24 protein-coding genes are annotated in these 25061 nt (G+C 48.5%); 21 read left to right on the top strand and 3 right to left on the bottom strand.

The window, feature by feature from the left end; translation table 11 throughout:
* The 3 genes from M6D81_RS08395 to M6D81_RS08385 form a co-directional block, all read left to right on the top strand.
* Window positions 1-261 (top strand): hypothetical protein (locus M6D81_RS08395; RefSeq protein ID WP_262676404.1); only part of this gene is annotated, 261 nt, incomplete at its 5' end.
* Window positions 262-494: 233 nt separating this feature from the next.
* The gene (locus M6D81_RS08390) at window positions 495-1346 is read left to right on the top strand and encodes a restriction endonuclease (RefSeq protein ID WP_262676403.1); all 852 of its coding nucleotides are present in this window, start codon (window positions 495-497) and stop codon (window positions 1344-1346) included.
* 210 nt (window positions 1347-1556) lie between these two features.
* Window positions 1557-2240, top strand: a complete 684-nt coding sequence (locus M6D81_RS08385; RefSeq protein ID WP_262676402.1) for a queuosine precursor transporter — start codon at window positions 1557-1559, stop codon at window positions 2238-2240.
* Between the two features lie 164 nt (window positions 2241-2404).
* Here the strand turns inward: M6D81_RS08385 and M6D81_RS08380 are convergent, their stop codons facing one another.
* Window positions 2405-3028 carry a hypothetical protein gene (locus M6D81_RS08380; RefSeq protein ID WP_262676401.1) on the bottom strand — a complete coding sequence of 208 codons (624 nt, stop codon included), beginning with the start codon at window positions 3026-3028 and terminating at the stop codon, window positions 2405-2407.
* Between the two features lie 183 nt (window positions 3029-3211).
* On the opposite strand from M6D81_RS08380, the gene M6D81_RS08375 reads away from it, so the two are divergent.
* From M6D81_RS08375 to M6D81_RS08300, 16 genes are all read left to right on the top strand, one after another.
* Entirely contained in the window at window positions 3212-3541 is a 330-nt protein-coding gene (locus M6D81_RS08375) for an ArsR/SmtB family transcription factor (protein WP_262676400.1), read from the top strand.
* Window positions 3542-3702: 161 nt separating this feature from the next.
* Window positions 3703-5448, top strand: coding sequence for a SulP family inorganic anion transporter (locus M6D81_RS08370; protein ID WP_262676399.1), 1746 nt, complete (start codon window positions 3703-3705; stop codon window positions 5446-5448).
* A gap of 244 nt (window positions 5449-5692) precedes the next feature.
* Window positions 5693-5893, top strand: coding sequence for a cold-shock protein (locus tag M6D81_RS08365; RefSeq protein WP_262676398.1), 201 nt, complete (start codon window positions 5693-5695; stop codon window positions 5891-5893).
* 23 nt (window positions 5894-5916) lie between these two features.
* Window positions 5917-6180: a cold-shock protein gene (locus M6D81_RS08360; protein ID WP_317259105.1), complete on the top strand. Its 264-nt coding sequence runs from the start codon at window positions 5917-5919 to the stop codon at window positions 6178-6180.
* Window positions 6181-6390: 210 nt separating this feature from the next.
* Entirely contained in the window at window positions 6391-7587 is a 1197-nt protein-coding gene (locus tag M6D81_RS08355) for a YyaL domain-containing protein (RefSeq protein WP_262676396.1), read from the top strand.
* A 165-nt stretch (window positions 7588-7752) separates the two neighbouring features.
* The gene (locus M6D81_RS08350) at window positions 7753-9858 is read left to right on the top strand and encodes an amylo-alpha-1,6-glucosidase (protein WP_262676395.1); all 2106 of its coding nucleotides are present in this window, start codon (window positions 7753-7755) and stop codon (window positions 9856-9858) included.
* Window positions 9855-10772, top strand: coding sequence for a carbohydrate ABC transporter permease (locus M6D81_RS08345; RefSeq protein ID WP_262676394.1), 918 nt, complete (start codon window positions 9855-9857; stop codon window positions 10770-10772). Before M6D81_RS08350 ends, M6D81_RS08345 begins: the two co-directional genes overlap by 4 nt.
* A 16-nt stretch (window positions 10773-10788) precedes the next feature.
* Window positions 10789-11604: a carbohydrate ABC transporter permease gene (locus M6D81_RS08340; protein WP_262676393.1), complete on the top strand. Its 816-nt coding sequence runs from the start codon at window positions 10789-10791 to the stop codon at window positions 11602-11604.
* Between the two features lie 12 nt (window positions 11605-11616).
* The gene (locus M6D81_RS08335; protein ID WP_262676392.1) at window positions 11617-13137 is read left to right on the top strand and encodes a sensor histidine kinase; all 1521 of its coding nucleotides are present in this window, start codon (window positions 11617-11619) and stop codon (window positions 13135-13137) included.
* A complete protein-coding gene (locus M6D81_RS08330) occupies window positions 13103-13858 on the top strand; it encodes an extracellular solute-binding protein (protein ID WP_262676391.1) in 756 nt (251 codons plus the stop codon). Before M6D81_RS08335 ends, M6D81_RS08330 begins: the two co-directional genes overlap by 35 nt.
* 206 nt (window positions 13859-14064) lie before the next feature.
* Complete coding sequence (locus M6D81_RS08325; RefSeq protein ID WP_262676390.1) at window positions 14065-14244, top strand: hypothetical protein; 180 nt, start codon at window positions 14065-14067, stop codon at window positions 14242-14244.
* A 172-nt stretch (window positions 14245-14416) separates the two neighbouring features.
* Window positions 14417-15043: a TetR/AcrR family transcriptional regulator gene (locus M6D81_RS08320; RefSeq protein ID WP_262676389.1), complete on the top strand. Its 627-nt coding sequence runs from the start codon at window positions 14417-14419 to the stop codon at window positions 15041-15043.
* A 27-nt stretch (window positions 15044-15070) separates the two neighbouring features.
* A complete protein-coding gene (locus M6D81_RS08315; protein ID WP_262676388.1) occupies window positions 15071-17389 on the top strand; it encodes an ABC transporter permease in 2319 nt (772 codons plus the stop codon).
* A gap of 5 nt (window positions 17390-17394) precedes the next feature.
* Window positions 17395-18153 carry an ABC transporter ATP-binding protein gene (locus M6D81_RS08310; protein WP_262676387.1) on the top strand — a complete coding sequence of 253 codons (759 nt, stop codon included), beginning with the start codon at window positions 17395-17397 and terminating at the stop codon, window positions 18151-18153.
* A gap of 76 nt (window positions 18154-18229) precedes the next feature.
* Window positions 18230-18892 carry a 2OG-Fe(II) oxygenase gene (locus tag M6D81_RS08305; RefSeq protein ID WP_262676386.1) on the top strand — a complete coding sequence of 221 codons (663 nt, stop codon included), beginning with the start codon at window positions 18230-18232 and terminating at the stop codon, window positions 18890-18892.
* Window positions 18893-19166: 274 nt separating this feature from the next.
* Window positions 19167-19964, top strand: coding sequence for a mechanosensitive ion channel family protein (locus M6D81_RS08300; RefSeq protein WP_262676385.1), 798 nt, complete (start codon window positions 19167-19169; stop codon window positions 19962-19964).
* A gap of 132 nt (window positions 19965-20096) precedes the next feature.
* Here the strand turns inward: M6D81_RS08300 and M6D81_RS08295 are convergent, their stop codons facing one another.
* Complete coding sequence (locus M6D81_RS08295) at window positions 20097-21527, bottom strand: DHA2 family efflux MFS transporter permease subunit (RefSeq protein WP_262676416.1); 1431 nt, start codon at window positions 21525-21527, stop codon at window positions 20097-20099.
* 289 nt (window positions 21528-21816) lie between these two features.
* Between M6D81_RS08295 and M6D81_RS08290 the strand changes: the two genes are divergently transcribed.
* A complete protein-coding gene (locus M6D81_RS08290; RefSeq protein ID WP_262676384.1) occupies window positions 21817-22413 on the top strand; it encodes a TetR/AcrR family transcriptional regulator in 597 nt (198 codons plus the stop codon).
* Window positions 22414-22539: 126 nt separating this feature from the next.
* Here the strand turns inward: M6D81_RS08290 and M6D81_RS08285 are convergent, their stop codons facing one another.
* The gene (locus M6D81_RS08285; RefSeq protein ID WP_262676383.1) at window positions 22540-23154 is read right to left on the bottom strand and encodes an SGNH/GDSL hydrolase family protein; all 615 of its coding nucleotides are present in this window, start codon (window positions 23152-23154) and stop codon (window positions 22540-22542) included.
* 189 nt (window positions 23155-23343) lie between these two features.
* Between M6D81_RS08285 and M6D81_RS08280 the strand changes: the two genes are divergently transcribed.
* Window positions 23344-24732 (top strand): family 4 glycosyl hydrolase, encoded by a 1389-nt coding sequence (locus tag M6D81_RS08280; RefSeq protein ID WP_262676382.1) that lies wholly within the window; start codon window positions 23344-23346, stop codon window positions 24730-24732.
* The last annotated feature ends 329 nt before the right edge of the window (window positions 24733-25061 follow it).

The raw sequence follows: 25061 nt of genomic DNA, 5'->3' as shown, positions 1-25061 counted from the left end.
CATTCATTGACGAGAGGTTCACTTACTTCAGAACAATCGCAAGTGATTAGAGATGTGCAAGAAGTGTTCAGACAACAAGGATTTAAGTGCGAACTCATTCAAGTCAAGTTGAACAACGCTAATGTGATAGCAGAAGGAATTGCGTCAGCTGATGAAAGAGAATACGATGTCATCCTAATCGTTCGTGGTGGAGGACATTCGCGGATAAAGCGGCTGACCGTTCGGAGACAACGCCTTCCAAAGCAGCGAGGTTTCTCGTAGATGCATTGGGAGCGCCAGCACAAATTCATTCTAAAGCATCTAATCAATGGAATAAGCATACGGCCCATACATACGATAACGCTCAATCTCAGAAGCTTCGCAGGTCTCAAGCAGGCTCCATATTCATCTATGCGGCTCTCATTGTCGCATTGCTTGTATTGGCAGGAGTGCTCATTTTTACATTTGTACCGAAACTATTTGAGTCGATTCTTACGGGCATCTAGGAGGACGCAATGGCTAGAACATACAAATCTGAAGCAAATACGATTTCAAATTTACTAAGAGGGCTATTTATTCTAGTTGGACTTGCCATTTACTTTACGATTCCAGGGCTTCATTGGGTTTTTTTGTTCGGTATTTTGTTCTGTTCAGTCATAATATCGGAAATTATAGGGTTGATCTGGCTCCGGAAGAGACGGTTGGCCAAAAGCAAGCGAAAGTCCGGAGCTAACAGCAGGCGGCCATCTCAGGCTGCTCACCGAACCTCCAAAGAAACGAGAAGCGATGAAAACATTCTTGCTAGCCAGTTGGAAAATCTATCCGGTGCGGAATTTGAAAGATTGCTAGCATTATATTTCCGAGATCAAGGTTATAAAGTGAAGGAAGTGGGTATCGGAGGCAACGATGGCGGTGTCGATCTGGTCATTATCGACCAGCGAGGAGAGAAAACAGCGGTACAAGCGAAATGTTATTCTGAAAGCAACAAGGTTCCGGTACAGACGATACGCGAGCTTGTGGCGGCTAAACGCAATCACGACTGTATTCTGTCACTACTTATCACGACATCTGACTTGACCTCACCTGCAAAAGCAGAAGCAGAAAAGTTCAAAGTCGACTATTGGCATGGCGCGATTGTGGAACAGAAGCTAAAAGCATGGGGCAAATGGCAGCCTAACAAAAAAGTGTCAGGCAAAACCCGAGTATCGGCTGGTAAAGCTGAGTTGTCGACTGTGCGCAGAGAAGTTGCCGCTGCGTCCGAAAACTGCTCATGTGGTGGAACGATGGTGAGACGGAAGAGCAAGCAAGGCTCGGAGTTTTGGGGTTGCTCCAACTTTCCAAGCTGTCGCCGAACAAAATCAATCTGAGCAATGCGCCGTGACAATTGTATATGTTGCTGCAATCCGGGAGCGGAACGAATGGCTTGTCCAGCTGTCGCTCAAATTATGGATTCATAAAAAAAGGTTGCATCGCAGTAAGGTTCCTTGTACGTTAGTAAGTGGCGATTCGGGATTATTGGGATCGTCGACCCGCGGTTCGCGAACTCCCGCGTTACCAAAACTAGGAGGATGATGTAATTGTTTAATTTCGGTTGGGGCGTATTGTTCGTCCTGGTCAACTTCGCGCTGTTCCTGGCGTGTTACCGCATGTTCGGCAAAAACGGGCTATACGCATGGATCGGCGCAGCTGTCATTCTAGCCAATATCCAGGTCGTGAAGACGATCGAAATGTTCGGCTTCGTCATGACGCTGGGCAACACGATGTATGGAACGATCTTTTTGGCAACGGACTTAATTAACGAGAAATTCGGGGACAAGGAAGCGAAGAAAGCGGTATGGTTCGGCTTCTTCTTCCTGCTCATGTCGACGGCCGTCATGCAGATGGCGCTTGTGTTCAAGCCGCAGGAGACGGATTTCGGAGATCCCGCTCTGCATGCGATTTTCGATCTGGCACCACGCATCGCGTTGGGCAGTCTTGCCGCTTACCTCACCAGCCAATTTCTCGATGTGAAAATATTCAGCCGGCTGAAGGTCAAATTCCCGACGCGCGGACAGCTGTGGATTCGCAACAACGGCAGCACCGCCGTTAGTCAGCTAATCGATACACTAATCTTCTGCACGATTGCCTTCGCGGGAGCGGAGGGACTTCCATGGGGTGTATGGTGGCAGATCGTCATCACTACCTATGTGCTGAAGTTCGTCATATCGGTTTCGTCTACACCCGTTATCTACTGGGCGCGGAACTTCAAGTTCAAGGAATAAAATAGTGTATCAGAGGCATGTTTCAACCGGTCGAGCGGGAGGGACATGCTTCTTGCGCGTTACTGCCTGTCGAGTTATGCTCAATATTTCAAGCGTCTGCTGTGAGCTTTAAGTAGGGGACTTATAACAGCTAGACTACTCTAGGCGAATCTCTTGGTTCATTGTTACTTTCCATTGTATTGTTGGAGTTCTTTCTGAAAGCGGTGAAAAGGACTACATAACAACTTTATTTTTCGATTGATTTTGTTTTTCTTTTTTGGATTATTCTCGCATTCATCTAACTGATCAATTTGCTTATCCATTTTATTCTGAAGTGTTATGATGAATCCTATTGCAATATGTGAGCGGGCCAACTCATCAAGATCGGCGGCTAAAGCATCGCTGAGCTTCCGAATATCCGGCAGGTGTAAATGCTTCTCCACAAAGAAAGTTTCTGGAGTGGAATCCTCACGAAAACCTTGTCCAGGTACTTGATCCCAAAAATGATTCCATTCCTGCAATAAGCCTGTCTCATGCAGCAGGAGTTTTAGAAAGCCGCATAACCATGCTGTACAGCTTGTATTCCGCTGCTGGCAACCAATGCCATCTGCAAGATGATGACACCCCTGACAGCAGGAGCCTCCATTGTAGATACAAACTTTGCATATGGCATCGGAACCGATCGTTTGTAACGCTTGCACTCCCATTCCGATGACCTCTTGCTTGCTTACAGTAATTGCGTGAGTCGTTCGTTCAGGAGCGAATGTCCAATCTGATTGCATTTGATCCTTAACTGTATAGTCTGGCATTCGCATTCACTCCTTGTTATGCAAAATGAAATATTCAGATATTTGAATATAAAGGGTATTATACAGCAGTTGAAATCAAATAACAAACAATGCTCAGTCTTCCAAGCCGCTACGACGTATGGATTAAACATGTGTTATGATATCTATATAATCAAAAGTACAGCTATTAGGGGAGCGTACACAATGAGTCAAGATATCCAACAATTTAAAGCTGATTTTTTTAAAGCGTTGGCGCATCCAATGAGAATCCGAATATTAGAGGTTCTGAGTGAAGGAGATAAAAACGTCAATGAATTACAGATGATATTAGGTTCTGAAGGTTCAGCCGTATCTCAACAGTTGTCAGTACTGCGGAATAAAAATGTGGTTACGGGTGTAAAAGACGGAACATCGGTCATTTATTCGTTGCGTGATCCGCTCATTAAGGAATTGCTTGTCGTGGCTAAGCAAATCTTCGATAATCATCTTGTTAATGCCATTTCATTGCTCGAGGTCATCCGAAATGAACCATAATTGAAAAAACAAAGGCAACCGTGAGTAATAGGATGGATAGCCTTTGTTTTTTCGATTTTATATGGGAACAGCTTGATTTTTGATGATTGACTTTATTCTATATAGAGGGTAGCATTTTATATATTCAAATAATCAAATATATAAAAAAGAAGGAATAAAGAATGAAATGGACAGGGAGATTTGAAGGTTACCATGCAGCCGCATTCCGCAAAGATCTCATTTCTGGCCTGATTGTAGGAATCATCGCCATTCCATTAGGAATGGCGTTTGCTATTGCTGTTGGCGTCAAACCGGAATATGGTATATATACAACCATTGTTGCCGGGATAGTTATTTCATTATTTGGCGGTTCCAAATTTCAAATTGGAGGCCCAACCGGTGCATTTATTCCCATTCTTTTTGCGATCGTAATCCAATATGGATACGAAAACTTATTGATTGCCGGATTCCTGGCCGGAATCTTGCTTTGTCTCATGGGACTCTTCAAGCTTGGAGCGCTGATTAAATATATTCCTCGCCCTGTAACGATCGGTTTTACCGCCGGGATTGCTGTGATTATTTTTAGCGGGCAAATTGCCAACTTTTTGGGTTTGGACGAAGTCGAGAAGCACGAACACTTTCTTCTTAATATGAAGGAAATTGCCATGCATCTAATGACTGTGAACATTTATAGTGTCTTAACAGCAATGATTTGCTTGGTAGTCATCCTTCTTACGCCGAAATTTTCTTCGAAAGTTCCTGGTTCATTAATCGGGCTCGTTTTATCTACTGTAGTTGCATCTATGTTCTTTCAAGGAGAAGTAGCAACGATTGGATCGTCATTCGGAGCCATTCCAAGCTCATTACCCCGATTTCATTTCCCGGAAATCACATGGGATCGTATTGAGGTTCTTATTCGTCCAGCACTTATTATTGCTATGCTAGGCGGTATAGAATCTTTGTTATCAGCAGTCGTTGCCGATGGCATGAGCGGCAGTCGTCATAACAGCAATCGTGAACTGATTGGGCAAGGTATCGCCAATATGATTACCCCGCTATTTGGAGGTATCCCGGCGACTGGAGCTATTGCCAGGACCGCAACCAATATCAAAAACGGAGCCGTCTCTCCGCTGTCTGGCATAATACACGGGGTTGTGGTTTTGCTGATCCTTGTATTGTGTGCCCCTTACGCATCAGGGATACCACTTGCAAGCATGGCGCCTATTCTGATGCTGGTGGCTTGGAATATGAGTGAGCGAAAAGAGTTTGTCCGTATTTTGAAAACCAAAACGACGGATTCTCTGGTCCTTCTCATTACTTTTTTACTAACCGTATTTACAAATTTAACCACGGCTGTAGAAGTCGGATTAATCGTGGCCGTTATTTTATTTGTAAAACGAATGAGTGACGTCTTAAACATATCTAAAGTATTGCCAGAACAAGGAACCGTACACGCGAAAGTAAAGGCGCATATGGTAACTGAAGATCACGATTGTCCTCAAATCGGTATCTTTACAATTGATGGGCCGCTCTTTTTCGGGGCGGCGAACATGCTGGAGAAATCGATGGACGACACGATTCATCAAAAAACCAGAGTGTTGCTATTGCGAATGGGGAAAGTGCCATTTATGGATACCACAGGAGAATCTGCACTTGCGAACTTGGTGAAGCACTGCGAAAAAATAGGAGGGCTCATTCTTATATCGGGGATTCAACCGCAGCCTTTGGAGGTATTGAAGAGAACCGGTTTATTTGATCAGATCGGAAGGATACATTTTTTTGATCATACGGGTGAAGCAATAGATTACGCGTTGTTTCAATTGGATCACAATCAATGCCTAGCCTGTAGCCGTTTTGTCTTTCGTGAATGTGCGTCGTTACAAGGGAAAAGTGACAATCGACTTGAAGCTGACCCTGTAAGAACTTAGTCAATATCGAGCCGCTTTGCAGCTTATCCTCTTCCTCATACCAGTTAAGCATTATATTGGCACAAATAAATGGTGAATAGGAGTTGCAAAATGTCCTCGGACATGTTAATATTAGTTAAATTGGAATTTCGACCTGAGAACACACATAGTAGAGGGTTATGATTTTAATTCTGTAACCTTGTACGATGTGTGATTTTTTTTAGAAATTTTGAGCATCTTAAAATGAAAAGTGAGGTAATGAATTATGCAAACAGGTACAGTTAAATGGTTTAATGCAGAAAAAGGATTTGGTTTCATCGAGGTTGAAGGCGGCAATGACGTATTTGTACATTTCAGTGCAATTGTTAGCGAAGGCTTCAAATCGTTGGACGAAGGTCAACGCGTTGAATTTAACGTAGTACAGGGCAATCGTGGGCCGCAAGCTGAGAATGTTGTAAAATTGTAGGACTGTTCCATGGCCCTGACGTTATGTTGGGGCTTTTTTTGCTAATTAATCCTGAAGAGAAAGAGGGATACGGCTTGTATTATTCAAGGAAAAGACTAATGGATGATCTTCCAGAGGAAAAAACAGCTATTTGGTCATGCACCAATGAAAAGTGCAACGGGTGGATGCGGGATAACTTCGTTTTATCCGCCCAACCGATCTGTGTCCAGTGTAATTCTCTCATGGAGAAAGGCGAAAAAATGCTTTCCGTATTGGAAAATGCAAATCATAAACAGTCAAAGCAATAAGCGAATGAAAAAGAAACCATCCCGAATAAGGATGGTTTCTTTTTTCTATGCTTATTAGAGCCGAAGACTCCCTGGACGACGCCGACAATGATCTGCAAAGGCTGATTGTTCATAAGTAAAAAAAGCGAACGGAAAGTAAAGAATGCGTCCTATCGTGCCGCACTCTTCTTCAGTATGATGAATCCATCATAGCTGAGGAGATGACTTCGCATGTTTCAAACGATATCGCCGCAAGACTGGGGCATTCCCGTACCGGATGAACAAGGGAAAGAGGCCGTGCGTCAAATGCTCGGACTGGAATACGATGATATTCAACTGCGTGCGAAAAACGCGGTGTACGTATTTCTGGACAAGCTCTACAACGAAAAGGAAGGCGCCTTGCACCACTATTACCGGGCGGACAATCAATACACGTCGGAAATGGACAGCGGCAACTTCCTGATGGCCATCAACTACTTGACGATGTACGATCGCTACGGTGATGGGGAGATGCTTCGCAAAGCTGAGAACTGCTTCCTGTGGGCCTATCATAACTATACCGAAATCCACCCGATGTTCACATGGCAAGGAGGCGTTCGCGACGGCTTCAAAAATAACGAGTTGTACGTCAAATATACGGGTGACGCGTTCTGGACATGCCTTGCGCTGTACAAGCGTACGAAGAAGGAAGATTACTTGTTCTATGCAAGCCAGTTCCACAACTTCCTGAAGCAGGCCCGGAAGGCGGGCTTCAAATACAAATACGATACGAATACGTACAAGTGGATGGACCACGGGTTCTGCTGGCGCGCCTTCGGCTTCCCTGTGACCGCATATCTGGAGTTCTACGAATTGACGGGCGATGAGCGTTACCTTGAGCATGCGATCGCCTGGGGCGACCACGGCTTGACACTGCAAGCAGAGGATGGCTCCTTCTATCTGATCGACGGAGAGTTCTGGAATTCGGACCTTGTCGCTCCTGAGCTGCGCGGTCTTGTGTTCTTGTACGAAGTCACGAAGGAAGACAAATACTTGAATGCCGCGAAGCGCTTCGCGGACTGGCTAATCGATCACCAACGCGAGGACGGCGCATGGCCGATCGGCATCGATTCCGACGGGGAGGTATGTGCTCCGAACGTCGGACCTGGCGATATGCCGAATATCGGAATCAGCATGATCCGCCTGCATAGCCAGACGCAGGATCGCAAGTATCTCGACGCGGCTATCCGCACAATACGCTATACGCTGGCGATGCAAGCCGTCGAGGACGGCCGTTATCCCATCCACTTGGACGACCCCAATGTGAAGTGGGGCTTCTGGTCCTGGGAGCCGCTTCACGACTACTCCTTGTCGGGCGATCAGAGCGTGCACCATGTCCGCGGACTTTTGTTCATCTCAGATTATATCGGCAACCTTCACCGCGCCTGATCGGTCCGGCCGGCGAGCCAACAATCGCGTTTACTCGCGGTCGTTGGCTTTTTTTTCTGCTTCCCCAAGGTAAAATAATTGAACAAAAAGTAGAGATACACGTCTAACGCATCATGTCCGTTATCCCCTATGATGGAGCCACAACAAGCAATGGGGGGAAACGAAATGTTGTTCACATCCTTAAAGCAAGGCCATGTCTACAGCGTAACGAATGAGTATGGAAATATGGAGGAGCAGAGCATCGGCTGCGGCTTGTATATGTACGATACCCGGTTCTTGAAGAGCTATGCCCTGACGATCAACGGCGTCCGTCCGATCTATCTCGCGCAGCAATTGAAATCCGGCGTCGAACAGCGCATTAAATTAAGCAACGGCGATATCCGCAAGGAAGACGCCATGTACGAGAAGATGGACTTGGAGCTGAACCGTTCCCAATTCATCCATGACGGTCGCATGCACGATCGCATCGACGTGAAGAACGGCAGCCAGAAGCGCATTCGCGTCACTGTGGAGCTTGAAATCGCGCCTGCCTTCGACGATTTGTTCGAGGTGAGAGGCGCGAAGCGTCCGGCACGGGGAACAGACTCGCCGACTCAAGTCGACGATTGTACACTCGTATTCGGCTACGAAGGACTTGACGGCATCGCGCGCAGTCTGCATATTCACAGCTCAATGAGCGGGATGGCTAGCGCCGACGGATTCTCGTATGAGCTGGATCTATCGCCGGGCCAATCCCAGCGAATCGACTTGTCGTTGGTTCCGGTTGTAGGAAGCTTGCTTGCGAATACGGAGCCGTTGCCGTATGAGGAAGCCAGAGACGAGGCGTTCGAAGCGTTCGAACGTTGGACCCGGAGCATGGCGTCGGTCTTGACGGATGATGATGCGGTGAACCGTACGCTGGAGCAATCGATGACCGATCTGTACGCATTGTCGACCGATATCGGCGACGGCGTCATTCCGGTAGCAGGCATTCCATGGTTCTGTGTGCCGTTCGGCCGCGATTCGATCATTACTGCATATCAGACGTTAATGTTCTATCCCGAATTCGCGAAGAATACGCTGCGAACGCTCGCCCGGCTGCAAGGTGTGTCCGATAATCCTTGGAGCGATGAGAATCCGGGCAAGATCCTGCACGAGATGCGAAGCGGCGAGATGGCGAATCTCGACGAAATTCCGTTCAAGCGTTATTACGGAAGCATCGATAGTACACCGCTGTTCCTGATCCTGCTCTCGGAGACCTTCCATTGGAGCGGCGACAAGGAATTTTTGAATGAAATGCTGCCAAGCGCAGAGAAAGCGCTGGCGTATCTAGAGAAGCACGGCGATCTAGACGGCGACGGCTTCATCGAGTTTCATAAAGAATCGGAGGGCGGCTTGAACGTTCAGAGCTGGAAGGATTCCAATCATTCCATGGTGCACAAGGATGGAACGCACTCCCATTCGCCGATGGCCGTCGTTGAAGTACAGGGCTATCTCTACGATGCGAAGACGAGAATGGCGTCGATCTACCGGCAATTGGGCGAGACGGGAAAAGCGGAGCGGCTGGAAGAGGAGGCCGCCAAGCTGAAGAAGCATTTCAATGATGCGTTCTGGATGGCCGATGCTGCCTTCTATGCATTGGCGCTGGATAAGGACAAACGCCAGGTGCAGACTGTCACCTCCGATCCCGGACATGCGCTCTGGTCGGGTATAATCGACGAATCGCGCAGCCAGGCGGTTGTGGATACGCTATTGTCCGACGGTCTGTTCTCAGGGTGGGGCATCCGTACGATGAGCAAGGATGAGAAGGCGTATAGCCCGACCGCTTACCATAACGGCACAGTCTGGCCGCATGACAACTCGTTGATTGCGCTGGGGATGGCGAGATACGGGTATGCGGAACAAACGGCGAAGCTGGCTCGCGCCTTGTTCGACAGCGCGGAGCAATTCGGCCAGCATCGCTTGCCCGAGCTGTTCTGCGGATACGATCGCAACGAGGAGCAGATGGTGCCGTTCCCTGTCGCCTGCTCGCCGCAAGCCTGGGCGGCCGGAACGCCTTACGGTACCATGCTCGCCTTGCTGAACCCGCAAGCGAACGGATGGGAGAAGACGATGGTTGTGAATCCGACGCTGCCAAGCGGCCTTAATCGCCTTCGTATCTCGAACTGGCGACTTGGCGAAGGGGAGATCGATTTTGCCCTCGAACGCTCGGAAGGCGGAGAAGGCTTCGACTTGACAATCGAGAGAAATACGTCCGGCTACCGGATTGAGCAGAGGAGCGAGGAACGATGACAAGCCCTTCGTCCCGAGTCGGCATAAGAGGCAAGAGGGAGGAGATTGGAACGGCGTTGCTGCTGCTCGCTCCGTTCCTCCTTATCATCTTGGCGTTCATGATCGGGCCCGTCATCTACTCCTTGCTTATCAGCTTTAAGGAATTCAGTTACTTGAATCCTGCGGGGGCGTTCGGTGTCGGATTCGACAACTATACGGCACTCTTCCGCGACAAGACATTCCTGACGGCGATGAAGAATACGTTCAAGCTGCTTCTGATCGTTGTGCCGCTGCAGACCGTATTCGCGCTCGTGCTTGCGAATGTGCTGAATCGCAATATTCGGGCCAAGACGTTCTTCCGGACGGTCTACTACTTGCCCTACATCGCGTCTCCCGTCGCGATCGGAGCCGTTATGGTCTATCTGTTCAACCGCGACGGCTTGATCACGGGTTGGCTGGAGATGCTCGGCTTCCGGAATGTGGCATGGTATGCGGATGGCACGTATGCGTTCTATCTGGTAGCCGGCATTATCGTATGGACACAGATCGGCTTCTATACCGTAATCTATTTATCCGGCCTGCAGAGCATTAACGGCGAAATATACGAAGCGGCGAAGGTGGACGGAGCAGGCTCTTTCCGGATATTCGCGCACATTACGGTGCCGCTCTTGCGTTCCACGACCTTCCTCGTGCTGGTGATGGGCGGGCTTGCCACCCTCCAGGCCTTCGACCAGCCTTACGTCGTATCGACGACCGGCGGAGCGCTTCCCGGCAGTCCCGGAGATTCGACCTTAACGATGGTCATGTTTCTTTATACGGCCGCTTTCAAATATTATGACATGGGCTATGCCTCGGCAGCCGCCTTCATCATCTTTCTGATGATCTTCGCATTGACGCTGGTACAGTATGCCTATTTCGAAAGACGAACAGACTAAGAGGAGGCAATCGCGAGTGAAAACGAGTAGAATAGTTTTATATGCCGTGCTCGGCTTGGCCGCGACGGCCATGGTGCTGCCATTCCTCTGGACGCTATATGCTTCATTCGTCTCGAGTGACTTGAACGTGAACCAGTGGAATTGGGATCTCAGCGCTTATAGCTTTGACAATTACGCATACATTTTCACCGAAAGCCGCATTCTGACCTGGTACAAGAACAGCTTGCTCGTGACGCTGAGCATTACGGCGGCCAACCTCATGTTCAATACGATGGCCGGCTACGCGCTCGCGCGTCTGGCTCTTCCGGGGAAGAAAATTTTGTTCCTGACGACGCTTGGCCTGATGATGATTCCCGTCCAGATTCTGTTCATTCCCATCTTCGTGATGATGGCGAAGCTGGGCTGGGTCAACACGTACGCGGCACTGATCGTGCCGTTCATCGTCAATCCGTTCGGCGTATTTCTGATGCGGCAGTTCTACGTAGACTTTCCGAAGGAACTGGAGGAAGCGGCCAAGATGGACGGGCTTCGGCCGCTCGCCATCTTCTTTCGCATCGCACTGCCGCTGTCCAAGCCCGGATTGATCGCACAGGCGATTTTCATCTTCGTGTGGAATTGGAACAGCTTCCCGTTCCCAAGCATACTTGCGACGACGGAGGATATGTTTACACTGCCCGTCGGCATTTATCAGATTACGAATACGGCGTTTACGAGCTCCGTTACGAAGTCCATGGCGGGCGTCGTCGCTATGACAATTCCGACTCTGGCATTTTTCATCGCCTTCCAGAAGCATTTCACGGCGAACGTAGCACAGAGCGGCATCAAGGGATAGGGGGGAGATTGCGTGATCAGAGCTCGCCTGCGGAATGTCCGCTTCCGGAACAAATTGCTGTTATCGTTCTTTCTGCTTGCTCTGATCCCGCTGTCTATCCTGGGCTATTACGCTTACCATGTAGCCTCGGACAATGTGAAGGACAATGCGGCGATTCAAGGCGAATATGCCGTCAAGCGAATCAGCGAGCGGCTGAATGGTCTGCTATCCGACGCTGTCACGATTAGCCGTTATCCTATCGGCAACGGTGAACTGGAGAGCCTGCTAAGGAAGGATTACGATCGCGTCGACTATCCGCTGTACGAGAAAATACAGGATCAGCGGACCTACAGCCGATTCGTCAACCATCTGATGAATTTGCACCTTAACATGGATTACTTCTTCCTCTACCCGTTCAATCAGCCGTACGTCATCTCCTTCTCTAACCGAAGCGATGCCATTATCGTCAACTCTTCAGCTCCGGAGAACGAGGAATGGTATGAACGAACGCTGGGACAGCGAGGGAATTGGGTCTATACGGGACTGATGAAGGCGAATGAAATCAAAGGTTCCCCGGAGGTCATCACGATATCGAGGGCAATCCTGGACTCCAAGAGCCAGACGCCGCTCGCCGTTGCCAAGATCATGATCGACCGGCGAACGATGAAAGGCATCCTTAACGATGAAGAACGGACTTCCGCCTTCTCGTTCGTTATTCTGGACGAACATGCGAACGAGCTATCGCGAAGCTTCTCGTTCACGGATATTATGCTGCAGGAGACGGGCGTACAGCTTCTTGCCGAGCAGCCCCAGCATAGCGGCCGCGGCGCATATATGACAAGCATACATCGCTCTCCGGACACAGGTTGGACGGTTGCTGCTGTGGCCGAGCAGAGCGATCTGCTCGGCCGACTGTCGTCCATCAAGTATGGCTTGTTCATCCTGATGGGCATCACACTGTTGTTGTCGGGTTATCTCTCGTTCATCATAGCGAGAAATCTCGTAAGGCCGATCGTGGAATTGAAAAACAATATGCTCCGTATTGATCAGGGCGATTGGCATCCTATCGCATACGGCGGCAGGAACGACGAGATCGGGCAGTTAACCCGCCATTACAACCGGATGCTGGAACGACTGGAGCAATTCGTGCAGCAGCTGCTGACGAAAGAGAGAGAAAAGAAGGATCTGGAGCATAGGGCGCTTCAGTCTCAAATCAATCCCCACTTCATCTACAACACCTTGAACAGCGTGAAGTGGTGCGCCTATCTGGAGCAGACCGATAATGTGACGGAAATGATCGACGCGCTCGTCCACTTGCTGCGCTACGTCTCCAAGGGCAGGAACGATTCGCTTGCCTTGAAGGATGAGCTGGAGATATTGAAGCAATATATTCATATTATGTCTATCCGCTACGACAATCAGTTCGAGACGTCGTGGCAGGTTGACGACGAAGCGCTGGCATGCGTGGTGCCAGCGATGCTGCTCCAACCGTTAATCGAGAACGCGATCCTACAAAGACTTGTTCGCGGAGAAGGGGATTGCGCCGCCGACTAACTGGGAGGAGCTGCGGGCTGTCGCGAAAGCGCTCACGACAGACGAACGCTTCGGCTTCGGCATAACGCCTCAGGTTAATTATTACCTGCCGTTCGTCGCATCGGCGGGAGGGAACTTCGTCTCCGAGAACGGCATCGGTCAATTGGATACGGAAGGGCATGCGAAGGCTCTGCAGTTGCTGGTCGATTTATTCGTCAACGACAAGTCGGCATCATCGCCTCAGATGGTAGGTGCCGGTTGGGACGGGGAAATGTTCGCGAAGAAGCAAGTCGCGATGGTGTACGGCGGCTCCTGGATTACAGGTGTACTGGGGTCGGAAGAAGGACTTGACGTCGGCATCGTGCCGATGCCTGCGCTCAATAGCGAAGCAAGCATGCTGTTCACGGCGGGATGGGTCATCTCAAGCAAGTCCGAGCATCCGGAAGCAGCCATGGACTTCATTCAATTCCTGAGCTCGGACGACGAGCTTGTCACCGGCAATCAGGTCGGTCTGATTGGCTTGCCTCCGACTATGAGCGGCATGCAGAAGTTGATGGAAGCGAAGCAGGACGATCCCTTCCTCTCTACGTACGCCAGCATCGTGAAGAACGGCATTCCGTTCGGATGGCTTGATCCGAAGCTCGTCGACCAATACAATAAAATGCTGGAAGTGCTTCTTTATAAGCCGGATACGACTACTCCGGAGAAGTCGCTGCAAGATTTGCAGAAAGAGTTACAATAACATATTTGCTCATAGCTTCCGAAAGCATTCGAACCCCCGCCAAGCGCGGGGTTTTTCTTTGTGCGTCATGCATAAGTAGAAGGGTAAGGCAGAACCTTGGGAGGTGATCGAGCAAAAAGATGTATCTTGACAGAAATGAGGATCATCAAGTAATTTTGATAAGAATGTTATAATTTAGCAACGGGATCGGGAAGGATGAAATCGGCATGGCAGTGAATTGGTGGCTGGCTCTCATTATTATGGTTGTAGTAAACGGCATCGTGTTCTGGACATTGTTCATGAATACAGAATCTTTAAGCAAAACAGCCCGCAAGTGGTTTTATATCGTTGCAAATGTGACCGGACTCCTTTTAGTTGTTGCCCAATTTATTTGGATGGATTTCTAAGAGGAATCGTTGCTTGTACGCTTGAGGATATACGAGGACGACAGGTTAGCCATGACGAAAATAACCCGACCGAGTGAGGTGGGGTTATTTATTGCATTTTGTCGTAGTTGACAATCCTAACGGACATGTTACAATTATACCGACAGGCAGTCGGTCGGTAGGAGGTGTCGCATTGCGTATTGTGAAAGAAGCGGAGGAACGCCGCAATGAAATATTGGATGCGGCGGACGAGCTTTTTGGCAGGAAAGGCTACGACGGTACAAGCACGAACGATATTCTCGAGAAGGTCGGAATTGCGAGAGGAACACTATATCATCACTTCAAGTCGAAGGGAGACATTATGGACGCGCTTATCGAGCGGTATAGCGACCGTCTCCTGCATGCGGCGAAGGAAGCTGCGGCAGATAAGAGCGTTCCCGTCGTCGAGCGCATAATTCGCGTCGTTATGGCGCTGAACTTAAGCGGCGACAGCAGTGCGGAAATTATGGAGCACATTCACAAGCCGCAGAATGCGCTTATGCATCAGAAGATCGAGAAGGTCGTCGTGAACGGCGTCCCGCCTATCCTGGCGGAGATTATTCGCGAAGGCATTGCGCAAGGGCTGTTCGACACGCCATTCCCGTACGAATGTATGGAGATGGCGGTGATCTACGCCAATACGATTTTCGACGATGATATGGTTGCCATGACGGATGAGGAGCGCGCTACGCGAATGCAGGCGTTTGTTCACAATCTGGAACGGATGCTTGGCGCCGACAGCGGAAGCCTGATGGATACGATGAAGATGTTCAAGGCATGAAATCAGAGGTGAAGGTGACATATGGATATGTACTTAAGAATCATCCGCAATGATATAGCAAGGAGCAAGCTGGTCTCATTGACAACGATGGCCTTCATTGCAGCTGCAGCAATGCTTGTGTCGCTGGCGGCGATTCTCGTCGTTAATCTGTCGGGCGCGATTGATACGCTTATGACTCGGGCGGCTACTCCGCATGTCATGCAGATGCATGCAGGGGAGCTGGATCATGCGCGGCTGTCTGCTTTCGCGGAGCGGAATGAGCATGTCGAAGAATTTCAAGTGCTGGAATTTCTGAATATGGACGGCTCGCACATCCAGTTCGGCGACCGCTCTCTTGCGAGCAGCGTGCAGGACAACGGCTTCAGTACGCAGAGCGGCAAGTTCGATTACCTGCTGGACCTTGAGGGACAGGTTATCCAAGCAGCGGAAGGCGAGTTGTATGTTCCGATCAGCTATAGGGAGGACGGCATCGCAGCAGTCGGCGACAAAGCCGTTATATCCGGGAAAGAACTAACTGTTGCCGGCTTTCTAAGAGATTCCCAGATGAACTCCTCGCTTGCTTCATCCAAACGATTTCTGATTCATAGAGAGGATTTCGAGGAGTTAAGAAGTGCTGGCACGATAGAGTACCTGATTGAATTTCGCTTAAAGGACTATTCGAAGCTAAGTGAATTCCAACAGGCTTATGCAGCCGCGGAGCTTGAGGCGAACGGACCGACGCTTACATACTCGCTGTTCAAAACGATTAACGCCCTCTCCGACGGAATGATGATCGGGGTTATCTTGCTCATAAGCGTACTGGTCGTTGCTATCGCATTGCTAAGCATACGCTTTACATTGCTTGCAAAAATCGAAGACGATTACCGTGAAATCGGCGTGATGAAGGCAATAGGGCTGCGTATCGCCGATATGAAGAAGATTTATTATGTGAAGTATGCGGCGATTGCGACAGTTGGAAGCATACTGGGGTTGGCTCTATCCATTGCCTTCAAAGACATCCTTCTTGAAAATATTCGCTTGAACATGGGGGAGAGCGACAATGCTTCTGTGGCCTTGTTATTCGGCATCATCGGCATCGTGCTCGTATTCCTTGCCATTATGGCTTATGTTAGCGGGGTGTTGCGGCGCTTCAGAAAGATATCTCCCGCCGAAGCCATCCGCGCCGGCGCTTCACAGGAGAAGAAAACAGGCGCAAAGCGCTATACTCTGAGCCGGAGCAGACTATTCAACACGAATGTATTTCTCGGTATCAAAGATGTACTCGCACGGAAAAAGCTATATGCCACCATGTTGGCCGTTCTCATTATATCGGCCTTCATTATGATTGTTCCACAGAACCTGCACAACACGATTACATCCAGTGAGTTCATTAAATATATGGGGATCGGCAACAGTGATATGCGCATAGACATTCAGCAGACCGACAGTATGGAGGAGAAAGCGGCTGAAATTATGCAGACGATGAGCGGCGACAAGGCGATATCGCAGTTCGTCGTGCTAACGACCAAGACATTCAGGGCCAAGAAGGAGGACGGAACGGAGGAGCGATTGAAGGTCGAGCTCGGCGACCATTCCGTATTCCCTGTAGCGTACTCTGAGGGCAGGGCGCCTGCCACAGAAGATGAAATTGCGCTGTCGTCCATGAATGCCGATGAGCTGGGCAAAGGTGTCGGCGGAACCATTACATTGGTTATGGACGGAAAGGAGAAGCAACTTACAGTAAGTGGAATTTATTCTGACATAACGAATGGAGGCAAAACCGCAAAGGCGCTCTTCACCGATTATTCGGCGAACACGATGTGGTACGTCATCAGTGCGACATTGTCAGATCCATCTATTGTCGAAAGCAAGGTATCGGAGTATGCGGGGAAGTTCAATTATGCCAAGGTATCCGACATTCGGGAATATATGGCGCAAACTTACGGTTCGACGATCAACTCAGTCGGCAAGTCATCGTATACGGCTATTATTGTCGCGATTGCGATTACGGCACTGGTTACACTGTTATTTATGCGAATGCTTGTGGCGAAGGACAGACATGCCATAGCCGTCTTGAAAGTGCTCGGTTTTACGAGGTCGGATGTTAGAGTGCAGTATATTTCGCGCGCAGTATTCGTGTTAATTGCCGGAATAGCATGTGGTACGCTGCTCGCCAACACGCTCGGCGAGATGCTTGCGGGCGCGGTCATCTCTTCCTTCGGAGCGTCGACCTTCCAGTTCACGGCCGATCCGCTGTCCGCGTATGTACTTAGTCCGCTGCTGCTGCTGGTCGCGCTGCTTATCGCTACAATTATCGGTACATCGAGTGCGGGGCGTATGACCATGTCCGAGCATATGAGGGAGTAGAAGCGATGAAGAAGGTTATTATAGGCAATCATATCGTCAAATCGTTCGGCGAGGGCGAAGAACAGCGCTGCGTGCTCGACGGAGTGTCCGTTGACATCAACGAAGGCGAGTTCGTTGCGGTGATGGGGCCGTCCGGCTCGGGGAAATCAACGCTGCTGTTCGCATTAAGCGGAACAGATCGAGTGGATAGCGGAGAAATTATGGTTGACGGCAGAGATTTATCCAAGATCGGGGAAACTGAGCTTTCAGATCTGCGACGAACGACGATGGGCTTCGTATTCCAACAGCCGACGATGCTCAAAAATTTGAATATTCTCGACAATATCATTCTTCCTGCCATGCGGGACAACAGGAAGAATGCCGCAATGCTGACGGATAAAGCTGGACGGCTTATGAAAAGAGTCGGCATATCGGAGCTTGGGGCGCGCGACATCACCCAGGTGTCGGGCGGCCAGCTTCAGCGTGCGGGAATATGCCGGGCACTTATGAACAACCCTCGGATTATATTCGGAGACGAGCCCACGGGGGCGCTCAACTCCCAATCCGCGCAGGAGATCATGGACATCTTCTCTGAAATCAATGCTGAAGGTACCGCAGTAATGCTGGTTACGCATGACGCCAAGGTCGCGGCTCGTACGGAGCGAATCATGTTTATGCGAGACGGAGCAATGGTAAGCGAATTAAGGCTTCCGAAGTTTAATGGGACGGACATGGACGGGAGAGTAGAAAAAATAACATTAAAAATGAGGGAAGTCGGTATTTAATGTGAAGTCAATGTAAACAAGTACATGGTATATTATTGTTGTGGTGGATTTCATATACAATGGGAGCGGCATAACAATGATAGAGAATGCGATGGAGCAAGAAAGAACGATATTTGATCACGCTGGCAATATCATTCGGACAGCGGATCGTGAAATTCGAATTCTCGCCAAGTATGAAGAGCCTTTAGTTGTCGTATTGGGGAATGTGCTCAGCGAGGAAGAATGCGATGCATTGATAGCGCATTCGAAGGATTCGCTGCAACGCTCCAAGATCGTAGGGAATCGCGAGATGAACGAGCTGCGAACGAGCAGCGGTGTGTTTTGCGAACAGAATGCGACGGTTGCTGTGATCGAGAGACGCATATCCGCGATTATGAACATTCCCATTGTGCACGGGGACGGATTGCAGGTTCTGCGCTATACCCCGGGTCAGGAGTACAAGCCGCACTACGATTACTTCGCTGCGACAAGCCGGTCGAGCGCCAACAATCGTATTAGCACGCTAATTATGTACTTGAATGATGTAGAGAATGGCGGGGAGACGTCGTTTCCCATGCTTAAGCTGTCTATCTATCCGAACAAGGGGACAGCGGTCTACTTCGAATATTTTTATAGCGCTCATGAACTGAACGAGCTTACTTTACACGCAGGCACACCGGTTATTAAGGGGGAGAAGTGGGTGGCTACGATGTGGATGAGGAGACAAGCTTATCGGCTGGACGAGACGCCAGGTTGGTAATAAATTGGTGAATGGTAAGCATCAAAGACAAACGACCAAGAACTTTGTGAAAGGCGCATGCTCTGCATGCGTCTTTTCTCATGGTGCGGCGGGCGCATGGACGGCGTGAGAAGCGTTCTATCCGGGGGGACATATCTCCTATGTTCGGAAATGATGGCCTCAAACCTGCAATAATCGACAAAGTATATGTTATAATGTGCTTTAACATTGGAGCTCCGTTCCGGAAACTGCCAATCAAGATTCATAAATAGTAATACGAATAGGGTGATAAGACATGGATTGGATGGACATTGTACTTCCTTATGTGCAGAAAATTGCGCTGGCGATTGTGGTATTGGTGGTCGGCTGGGTTGTTATCAAATGGGTAACGAAGTGGGTTGGAGTCAAAATTGAGAACTCTAAAATGGACGCCAACATTAAGCCGTTTCTCGTTACGATGCTTGGAGCTATACTGAAGGTTCTGCTAGTGTTGTCGGTTATCCGGATTGTTGGCATCGACACGACTTCATTCGTCGCGGTCATCGCAGCTGCAGGCTTCGCAATCGGACTTGCCTTCCAAGGCTCGCTGTCGAACTTCGCCGGCGGGGTGCTTCTGCTGACGCTGCGTCCGTTCAAAACAGGCGATTATATCGAGGCGGCGGGATACAGCGGCACGGTCAAAGCGATCCAGATTCTGTACACCGAGCTGAATACGCCGGACAATAAGATTATTTATATCCCTAACGGAAGCTTGTCCAATGCGGGAATTACCAACTACTCGGTCATGGACACGCGGCGTGTTGACTTCAAATTCGGAGTCGGATACGAACAAGATTTCAGGAAAGTCATTCGCGTGCTGAATGAGATCGTTCAGCAGCATGATAAAGTGCTGAAGGACCCTGAGCCGTTCGTACGCATGTCGGAGCATGCGGACAGTGCAGTCATGTTCACTGTCCGGGCATGGACGAAAGCGGAAGACTATTGGGACGTTCACTTCGATATTATAGAGTCCGTTAAGGCGCGCTTCGATGAAGAGGGCATCTCGATACCGTTCCCACAGATGGATGTTCATGTACATCCACAACAAAAGTAGTCCAAAATAAAAGGGTTGTGAGCCTCAAATCACAAAAAGGAGCTTCTCCGGCTTGAATAGTGGAGAAGCTCTTTCGCATGTTGTTGTAACGTTAATGAATCTGAACCTCCGTTTACGCCGGGCCTTTTAGATTCATTGAGTGATCAGTTTTCGGTCCAGGATGACTTCGACTTCTTCTGTATCCTCGGCTTGCTCCGTACGTTTAATGAAAAACGACAACAGCAGACCGATGATTCCGATTCCGATAATGACAAGGTACGCATCATTGATACCTTGAATATTTGCCTCTATCAACATATGATCCTTCGAACCCGAACCGCCTGAGGCGATCATGTCCGTAAGATGAGATTTGGTGCTGGTTGTCATCACCGTGACAAGTAGAGCGGTTCCGAGCCCGCCGGCTACCTGTTTAATGGTGTTGGAGATGGCCGTACCATGCGCGTTCAGTCTTGCGGGCAGTTGGTTCAGTCCGGCGGTCGTGATCGGCATCAAGAACATGGCCATCCCGAAGCGTCTTCCCGTGGACATCAGAACCAAATACGTATAGCTTGTGGAATCGGTTAAATTCACAAAGCCAATCGTGGTCACGATCGTAATAATCATACCGATAATGGATAGCCACTTCGCTCCGAATCGATCGAACAGCTTTCCCGTTATAGGCATCATAAAGCCCATCAGAAGAGCTCCGGGGAGCATTAGAAGACCGGATTCCATAGCTGTATATCCGCGTGCGTTCTGCAAATATAACGGAAGCAGCATCATATCTGCATACATGACCATCGTAACCACAATATTAATAGCGGTTGTCAGGGAGAACATTCCATATTTGAATGCCCTGAGATCAAGCAGCGGGCTCTTGGAGACCAGTTGTCGCCAGGTGAAGAGGATTAGGGAGACAACGCCTACGGTGATGGATACAAGCACTTCCGCACTTGTCCAGCCTTTGCTTCCAGCGCTGCTGAAGCCGTACAGGATAGCTCCGAAACCAATCGTCGAGAGAATGACGCCCCAGACATCGATTTTGGGATAGCTTCGTTCGGATACGTTCTTTAAATAGATGAAGGCAATTGCAATAATGATAACGGCGAACGGAATCATTCCATAGAACATCGTCCGCCAGGAATAGTGTTCCATAACATACCCTGCGAGTGTAGGCCCGATAGCAGGAGCGAAAATAATGGCGAAACCGACCATCCCCATCGCTCCCCCTCGCTTCTCGGGAGGGAAGATGGTCAGAACGACCGTCATTAGCAGCGGCATAATAATGCCGGCTCCGGCGGCTTGAATCAGGCGACCGATCAGCAAGAGGTCGAAGTTATGCGCCAAAGCCGAAACGATGGTTCCAACGAGGAAAATGATCATGGAAGTCTGGAAAAGCTCTCGTGTCGTGAACCGTTGAATAAGGAAGGCGGTGATTGGAATAAGCACTCCATTTACTAACATATATCCGGTCGTCAGCCATTGGGCTGTAGACGCAGCGATGTCGAAGTCCATCATCAATTCCGGCGTTGCGACGCTCATAATGGTCTGATTCAACACGGTGATGAATGCACCTAGAATCATGACGAACAATAAGGGGCCTTTCTTAATGGAACTGCTGTCAATCGTTGAATGATTACTCAGTTTGCTCAATCCCTTCAAAATCATAATTTAACTAATAGACATATTGTTGTATAATAAACTTAATGTAAAGAATTATAATCAACATGCCTGTCATTCACAAGCAACAGTTTTTCAAAAAATGTCTATTAGTTTACAATCGTATGGTATCCGTCGTCTAGTCGAACAATCATATACTATATATCATTCAAATGTCGTACAGAGTATTTATGGTGAAAGGAAATGATCTCTTATGTCATCACCGCGTACGGATCCGCGAGTACTTCGTACACGCCAATTGATTCGAGATGCATTTATCGATTTGCTGCAGGAGTTTGAATTGGAGAAAATAACCGTGAATCGAATTGCCAAGCGTGCTACGATCAATCGTGTCACCTTCTATCTTCATTACCGGGATATTCCGGATATGCTTGAGAAGATAGCGGATGACATGTGTAATGAAATTCAGGGGATTTTAAGCGATGTCCCGAATCAGTCCCCTACCGGCGACATGGATTGGTCCATCTTGCTCAAAATGCTCGAGCATATCGCAGAGAATTCTAAATTTTACACAGTGCTGCTGTCCTCAAAGCGCATCCCGGTATTCACTGATCGCCTTATGAATCTGATGGTTGAACTCATCAACAGCAGAGCCGACAAGCGAGACGCTTCCTCAAGCTCTTCGGCTATTAGCGTTCCGAGAGAGATTGCAATCTGGTACGGTTCTTCCGCTTTCATCGGTACAATTGTCTGCTGGCTTCGCAATGATATGCCCTATACTCCGCTTTTTCTCGCCAAGCAGCTTTCTCTACTGTTCCATATACAACAAACGACCACCGATTTGGAATGAATGATTCACCGTAGCGCTTATTGAGCGAATGAAAAAAGCACAAGTTTTGAGGCTGAACCAGCCCCTGAACTTGTGCTTTTTGCTTTACTGCAGTCGACCAAGCAGGAATGATAGACGGTTGTTGACCTATGTCTGCACCATCGACTCTAAAAATCCGGCAATGAATGCTGCTTGCAGATGACGGACTTCCTCGGTGAAATGAACATGATCACAATAGGCTTGCGGACCAAACTTGCTGGTAAAGGAATAGAGATCGATCATCGGAATGTTATATTCGCGCATCAATTCGTCCGCTATCGCATTGTAGGCGAGAACATCTTCATGGTATCGTTTGAATGGTTTGGATATAGCATTGTGAATTTCTGTGATTACATCTGTTGTACGTATCCAGACGAATGAATCTGTCATTGTCTGTGCGACGTGAATGATTTGTTTTAAATTTTCACTATATTTATCGGGCGGTACTTGTTTTTCTCTTGTAACGGGTGAGGTCTTGATATCGTGTAATCCACAATTGAGCAATAAGATATCATACTTTACGCTTCGCTGCTGTTCACCCAGCAAGTAATCCAGTACCATGCGGCTATCTCCGCCATTGGCGCCAACCGGAGTGTCCAAATCTACCAAAGCCTGCGCTTCTCCACGCTTACGGTCATAATGATAACGATCATCAACAAATTTTTTTAGATACGGTCCATACTGAATGGAGATACTATCCCCAATTACAAATAAGTGTTTCATTGCCTCATTCCCCCTTGGTACTATTCCGGATTTAGATACTATATAGACATGTTTTATTAAAGTTATTGTATTACAAGCATTTGGAAATGCAATATAATCGTACTATTTGACATCAAGAAGTTACTCTGTTCCATTTTATTCACTTCCTCTGGCTGTAAAATTAATGATAAGACGAAAGGAGAGATAGTATTGAGTAAAAATACGATAACGGAGCCTAAAGTTGTTATTATTGGAGCGGGGAGTTTATTTTTTGGTCGACAGGCCATATGGCAGATGATTCATTCTCCTTATTTGAACAAGGGCACGTTGGCTTTGGTAGATACAGATGAGGAGCGGTTGTCTAAACTGCTTGCATTGGCTGGTAAAGTTATAGAGGCGGAAGGTTCCAATTTGAAAGTAGAAGGATCGACGAATCGTAGAGATGTGCTTAAGGGAGCGGATTTTGTTGTCCTTAGTTTTGCTAATGATACTGTAAAATATAGAGGCATCGATTGTGAAGTATCTGAGAAATACGGGATTCGGATGTGTTCCGGAGATACGATTGGTCCTGGCGGTATATTCCGGACGATGCGAGAACTTCCAGTCATTCTGGAATGTGTAGATGATATTAGAGAGTTATGTCCTGAAGCATGGGTCATCAACTATATTAATCCATCGGCTGTCCATGGCATTGCATTGGGTCGCTATGCGCCGGAATTGAAAAGCTTCGCTTTATGTGATGGTCTACACATGCCTCATGCCAAAATGAGGTACTTGCTGCGTTCAGGAGTGATTCAAAACGAGGACGAATATACGAAGGAAGTGGAAGACCGTTTCGATTTCCGTATTTCCGGGGTTAACCATTTCACATGGTTGTTGAAGGCGGAATATGACGGCAAGGATATCGCACCGCTTATAGCAGAATCCATTCGAGTCAAGGCGGCAACTGAGACGGATGGTGGAGACACCGGAGCGAAGGCGGTCTTCAACGATGCGATAGGTTATGAACTATACAAGGTGTTTGGCTATGTACCGACATGTATTGCTCATACGAAAGAATATGTACGTTATTGGCAGGGACTGGGTAAATTGGAAGATGCGATTCCGCCTTTGTCTATCTGGGAGACAGAGGAGCGTTATAAGCGCCATGATGAAATGTGGCAACAGATTGACGAGTATTTGGATGGTACTTTGCCGATTAGTAATTATATGAAAGAGTTTGGACCCGATCATGCAACGGATATTATTGAGAATATAGCAGGTGGATTGGGCAAATCTTATTATATTAACACAACGAACAACGGGGCAGTAACGAATATGAATGACGATTCATTTCTAGAGCTTTGTTGTAAAATTACGACGGAAGGCATTGAACGACATCCTGTCGGGGAAATGCCACGCGGTATTCGCGGCATGCAGGAGCTGGTTCTGGATACGCATGTACTAACAGTAGAAGCTGTGTTGGAGAAGAGTTACGACAAGCTGCGTAGAGCGATGATGACTGATCCGCTCGTGAACTCCATAGCAGATGCCGATGCGATCATTAAGGAGATAGTGGATCGGGAAAAAGATGCTCTTCCAGCTTTCTTGCGTCAATAAAACAATATCCTGAAATGGAATGTGAAAAAGACAGCCTGTTGAGAGGTTTCTCAACAGGCTGTGGCGCATGCTCAGCATGCGCCTTTTCTCATGGTGCGCCCGGCGTATATAGGGCAGCTTGGTAATTGGGACATATCGCATATGCTTGGACATGCTGGCCGTAAATCTTCAATAAACGACAGAGGATATGCTATAATGTGCTTTAACATTGAGCCTTCTTCCCGGAAGCTATCAGTGTTAGGATTGAAAATAGCAATACGAAAGGCGCGTTAACTTCAAATTCGGAGTCGGATACGAACAAGACTTCAGGAAAGTCATTCGTGTGCTGA

The organism is Paenibacillus sp. J5C2022 (assembly GCF_025567625.1).
Classification (GTDB): domain Bacteria; phylum Bacillota; class Bacilli; order Paenibacillales; family Paenibacillaceae; genus Pristimantibacillus.
The sequence above is the reverse complement of the archived record's forward strand: the minus strand, read 5'-3'. Positions and strand labels throughout refer to the sequence as shown.

Excerpts from the sequence above, each read along its gene's own strand:
- M6D81_RS08390 (WP_262676403.1), top strand. The coding sequence starts at position 495 with ATGGCTAGAACATACAAATCTGAAGCAAATACGATTTCAAATTTACTA.
- M6D81_RS08380 (WP_262676401.1), bottom strand. The coding sequence starts at position 3,028 with ATGCCAGACTATACAGTTAAGGATCAAATGCAATCAGATTGGACATTC.
- M6D81_RS08375 (WP_262676400.1), top strand. The coding sequence starts at position 3,212 with ATGAGTCAAGATATCCAACAATTTAAAGCTGATTTTTTTAAAGCGTTG.
- M6D81_RS08370 (WP_262676399.1), top strand. The coding sequence starts at position 3,703 with ATGAAATGGACAGGGAGATTTGAAGGTTACCATGCAGCCGCATTCCGC.
- M6D81_RS08365 (WP_262676398.1), top strand. The coding sequence starts at position 5,693 with ATGCAAACAGGTACAGTTAAATGGTTTAATGCAGAAAAAGGATTTGGT.
- M6D81_RS08360 (WP_317259105.1), top strand. The coding sequence starts at position 5,917 with ATGTTGGGGCTTTTTTTGCTAATTAATCCTGAAGAGAAAGAGGGATAC.
- M6D81_RS08355 (WP_262676396.1), top strand. The coding sequence starts at position 6,391 with ATGTTTCAAACGATATCGCCGCAAGACTGGGGCATTCCCGTACCGGAT.
- M6D81_RS08350 (WP_262676395.1), top strand. The coding sequence starts at position 7,753 with ATGTTGTTCACATCCTTAAAGCAAGGCCATGTCTACAGCGTAACGAAT.
- M6D81_RS08345 (WP_262676394.1), top strand. The coding sequence starts at position 9,855 with ATGACAAGCCCTTCGTCCCGAGTCGGCATAAGAGGCAAGAGGGAGGAG.
- M6D81_RS08325 (WP_262676390.1), top strand. The coding sequence starts at position 14,065 with ATGGCAGTGAATTGGTGGCTGGCTCTCATTATTATGGTTGTAGTAAAC.
- M6D81_RS08315 (WP_262676388.1), top strand. The coding sequence starts at position 15,071 with ATGTACTTAAGAATCATCCGCAATGATATAGCAAGGAGCAAGCTGGTC.
- M6D81_RS08310 (WP_262676387.1), top strand. The coding sequence starts at position 17,395 with ATGAAGAAGGTTATTATAGGCAATCATATCGTCAAATCGTTCGGCGAG.
- M6D81_RS08305 (WP_262676386.1), top strand. The coding sequence starts at position 18,230 with ATGATAGAGAATGCGATGGAGCAAGAAAGAACGATATTTGATCACGCT.
- M6D81_RS08300 (WP_262676385.1), top strand. The coding sequence starts at position 19,167 with ATGGATTGGATGGACATTGTACTTCCTTATGTGCAGAAAATTGCGCTG.
- M6D81_RS08295 (WP_262676416.1), bottom strand. The coding sequence starts at position 21,527 with ATGATTCTAGGTGCATTCATCACCGTGTTGAATCAGACCATTATGAGC.
- M6D81_RS08290 (WP_262676384.1), top strand. The coding sequence starts at position 21,817 with ATGTCATCACCGCGTACGGATCCGCGAGTACTTCGTACACGCCAATTG.
- M6D81_RS08285 (WP_262676383.1), bottom strand. The coding sequence starts at position 23,154 with ATGAAACACTTATTTGTAATTGGGGATAGTATCTCCATTCAGTATGGA.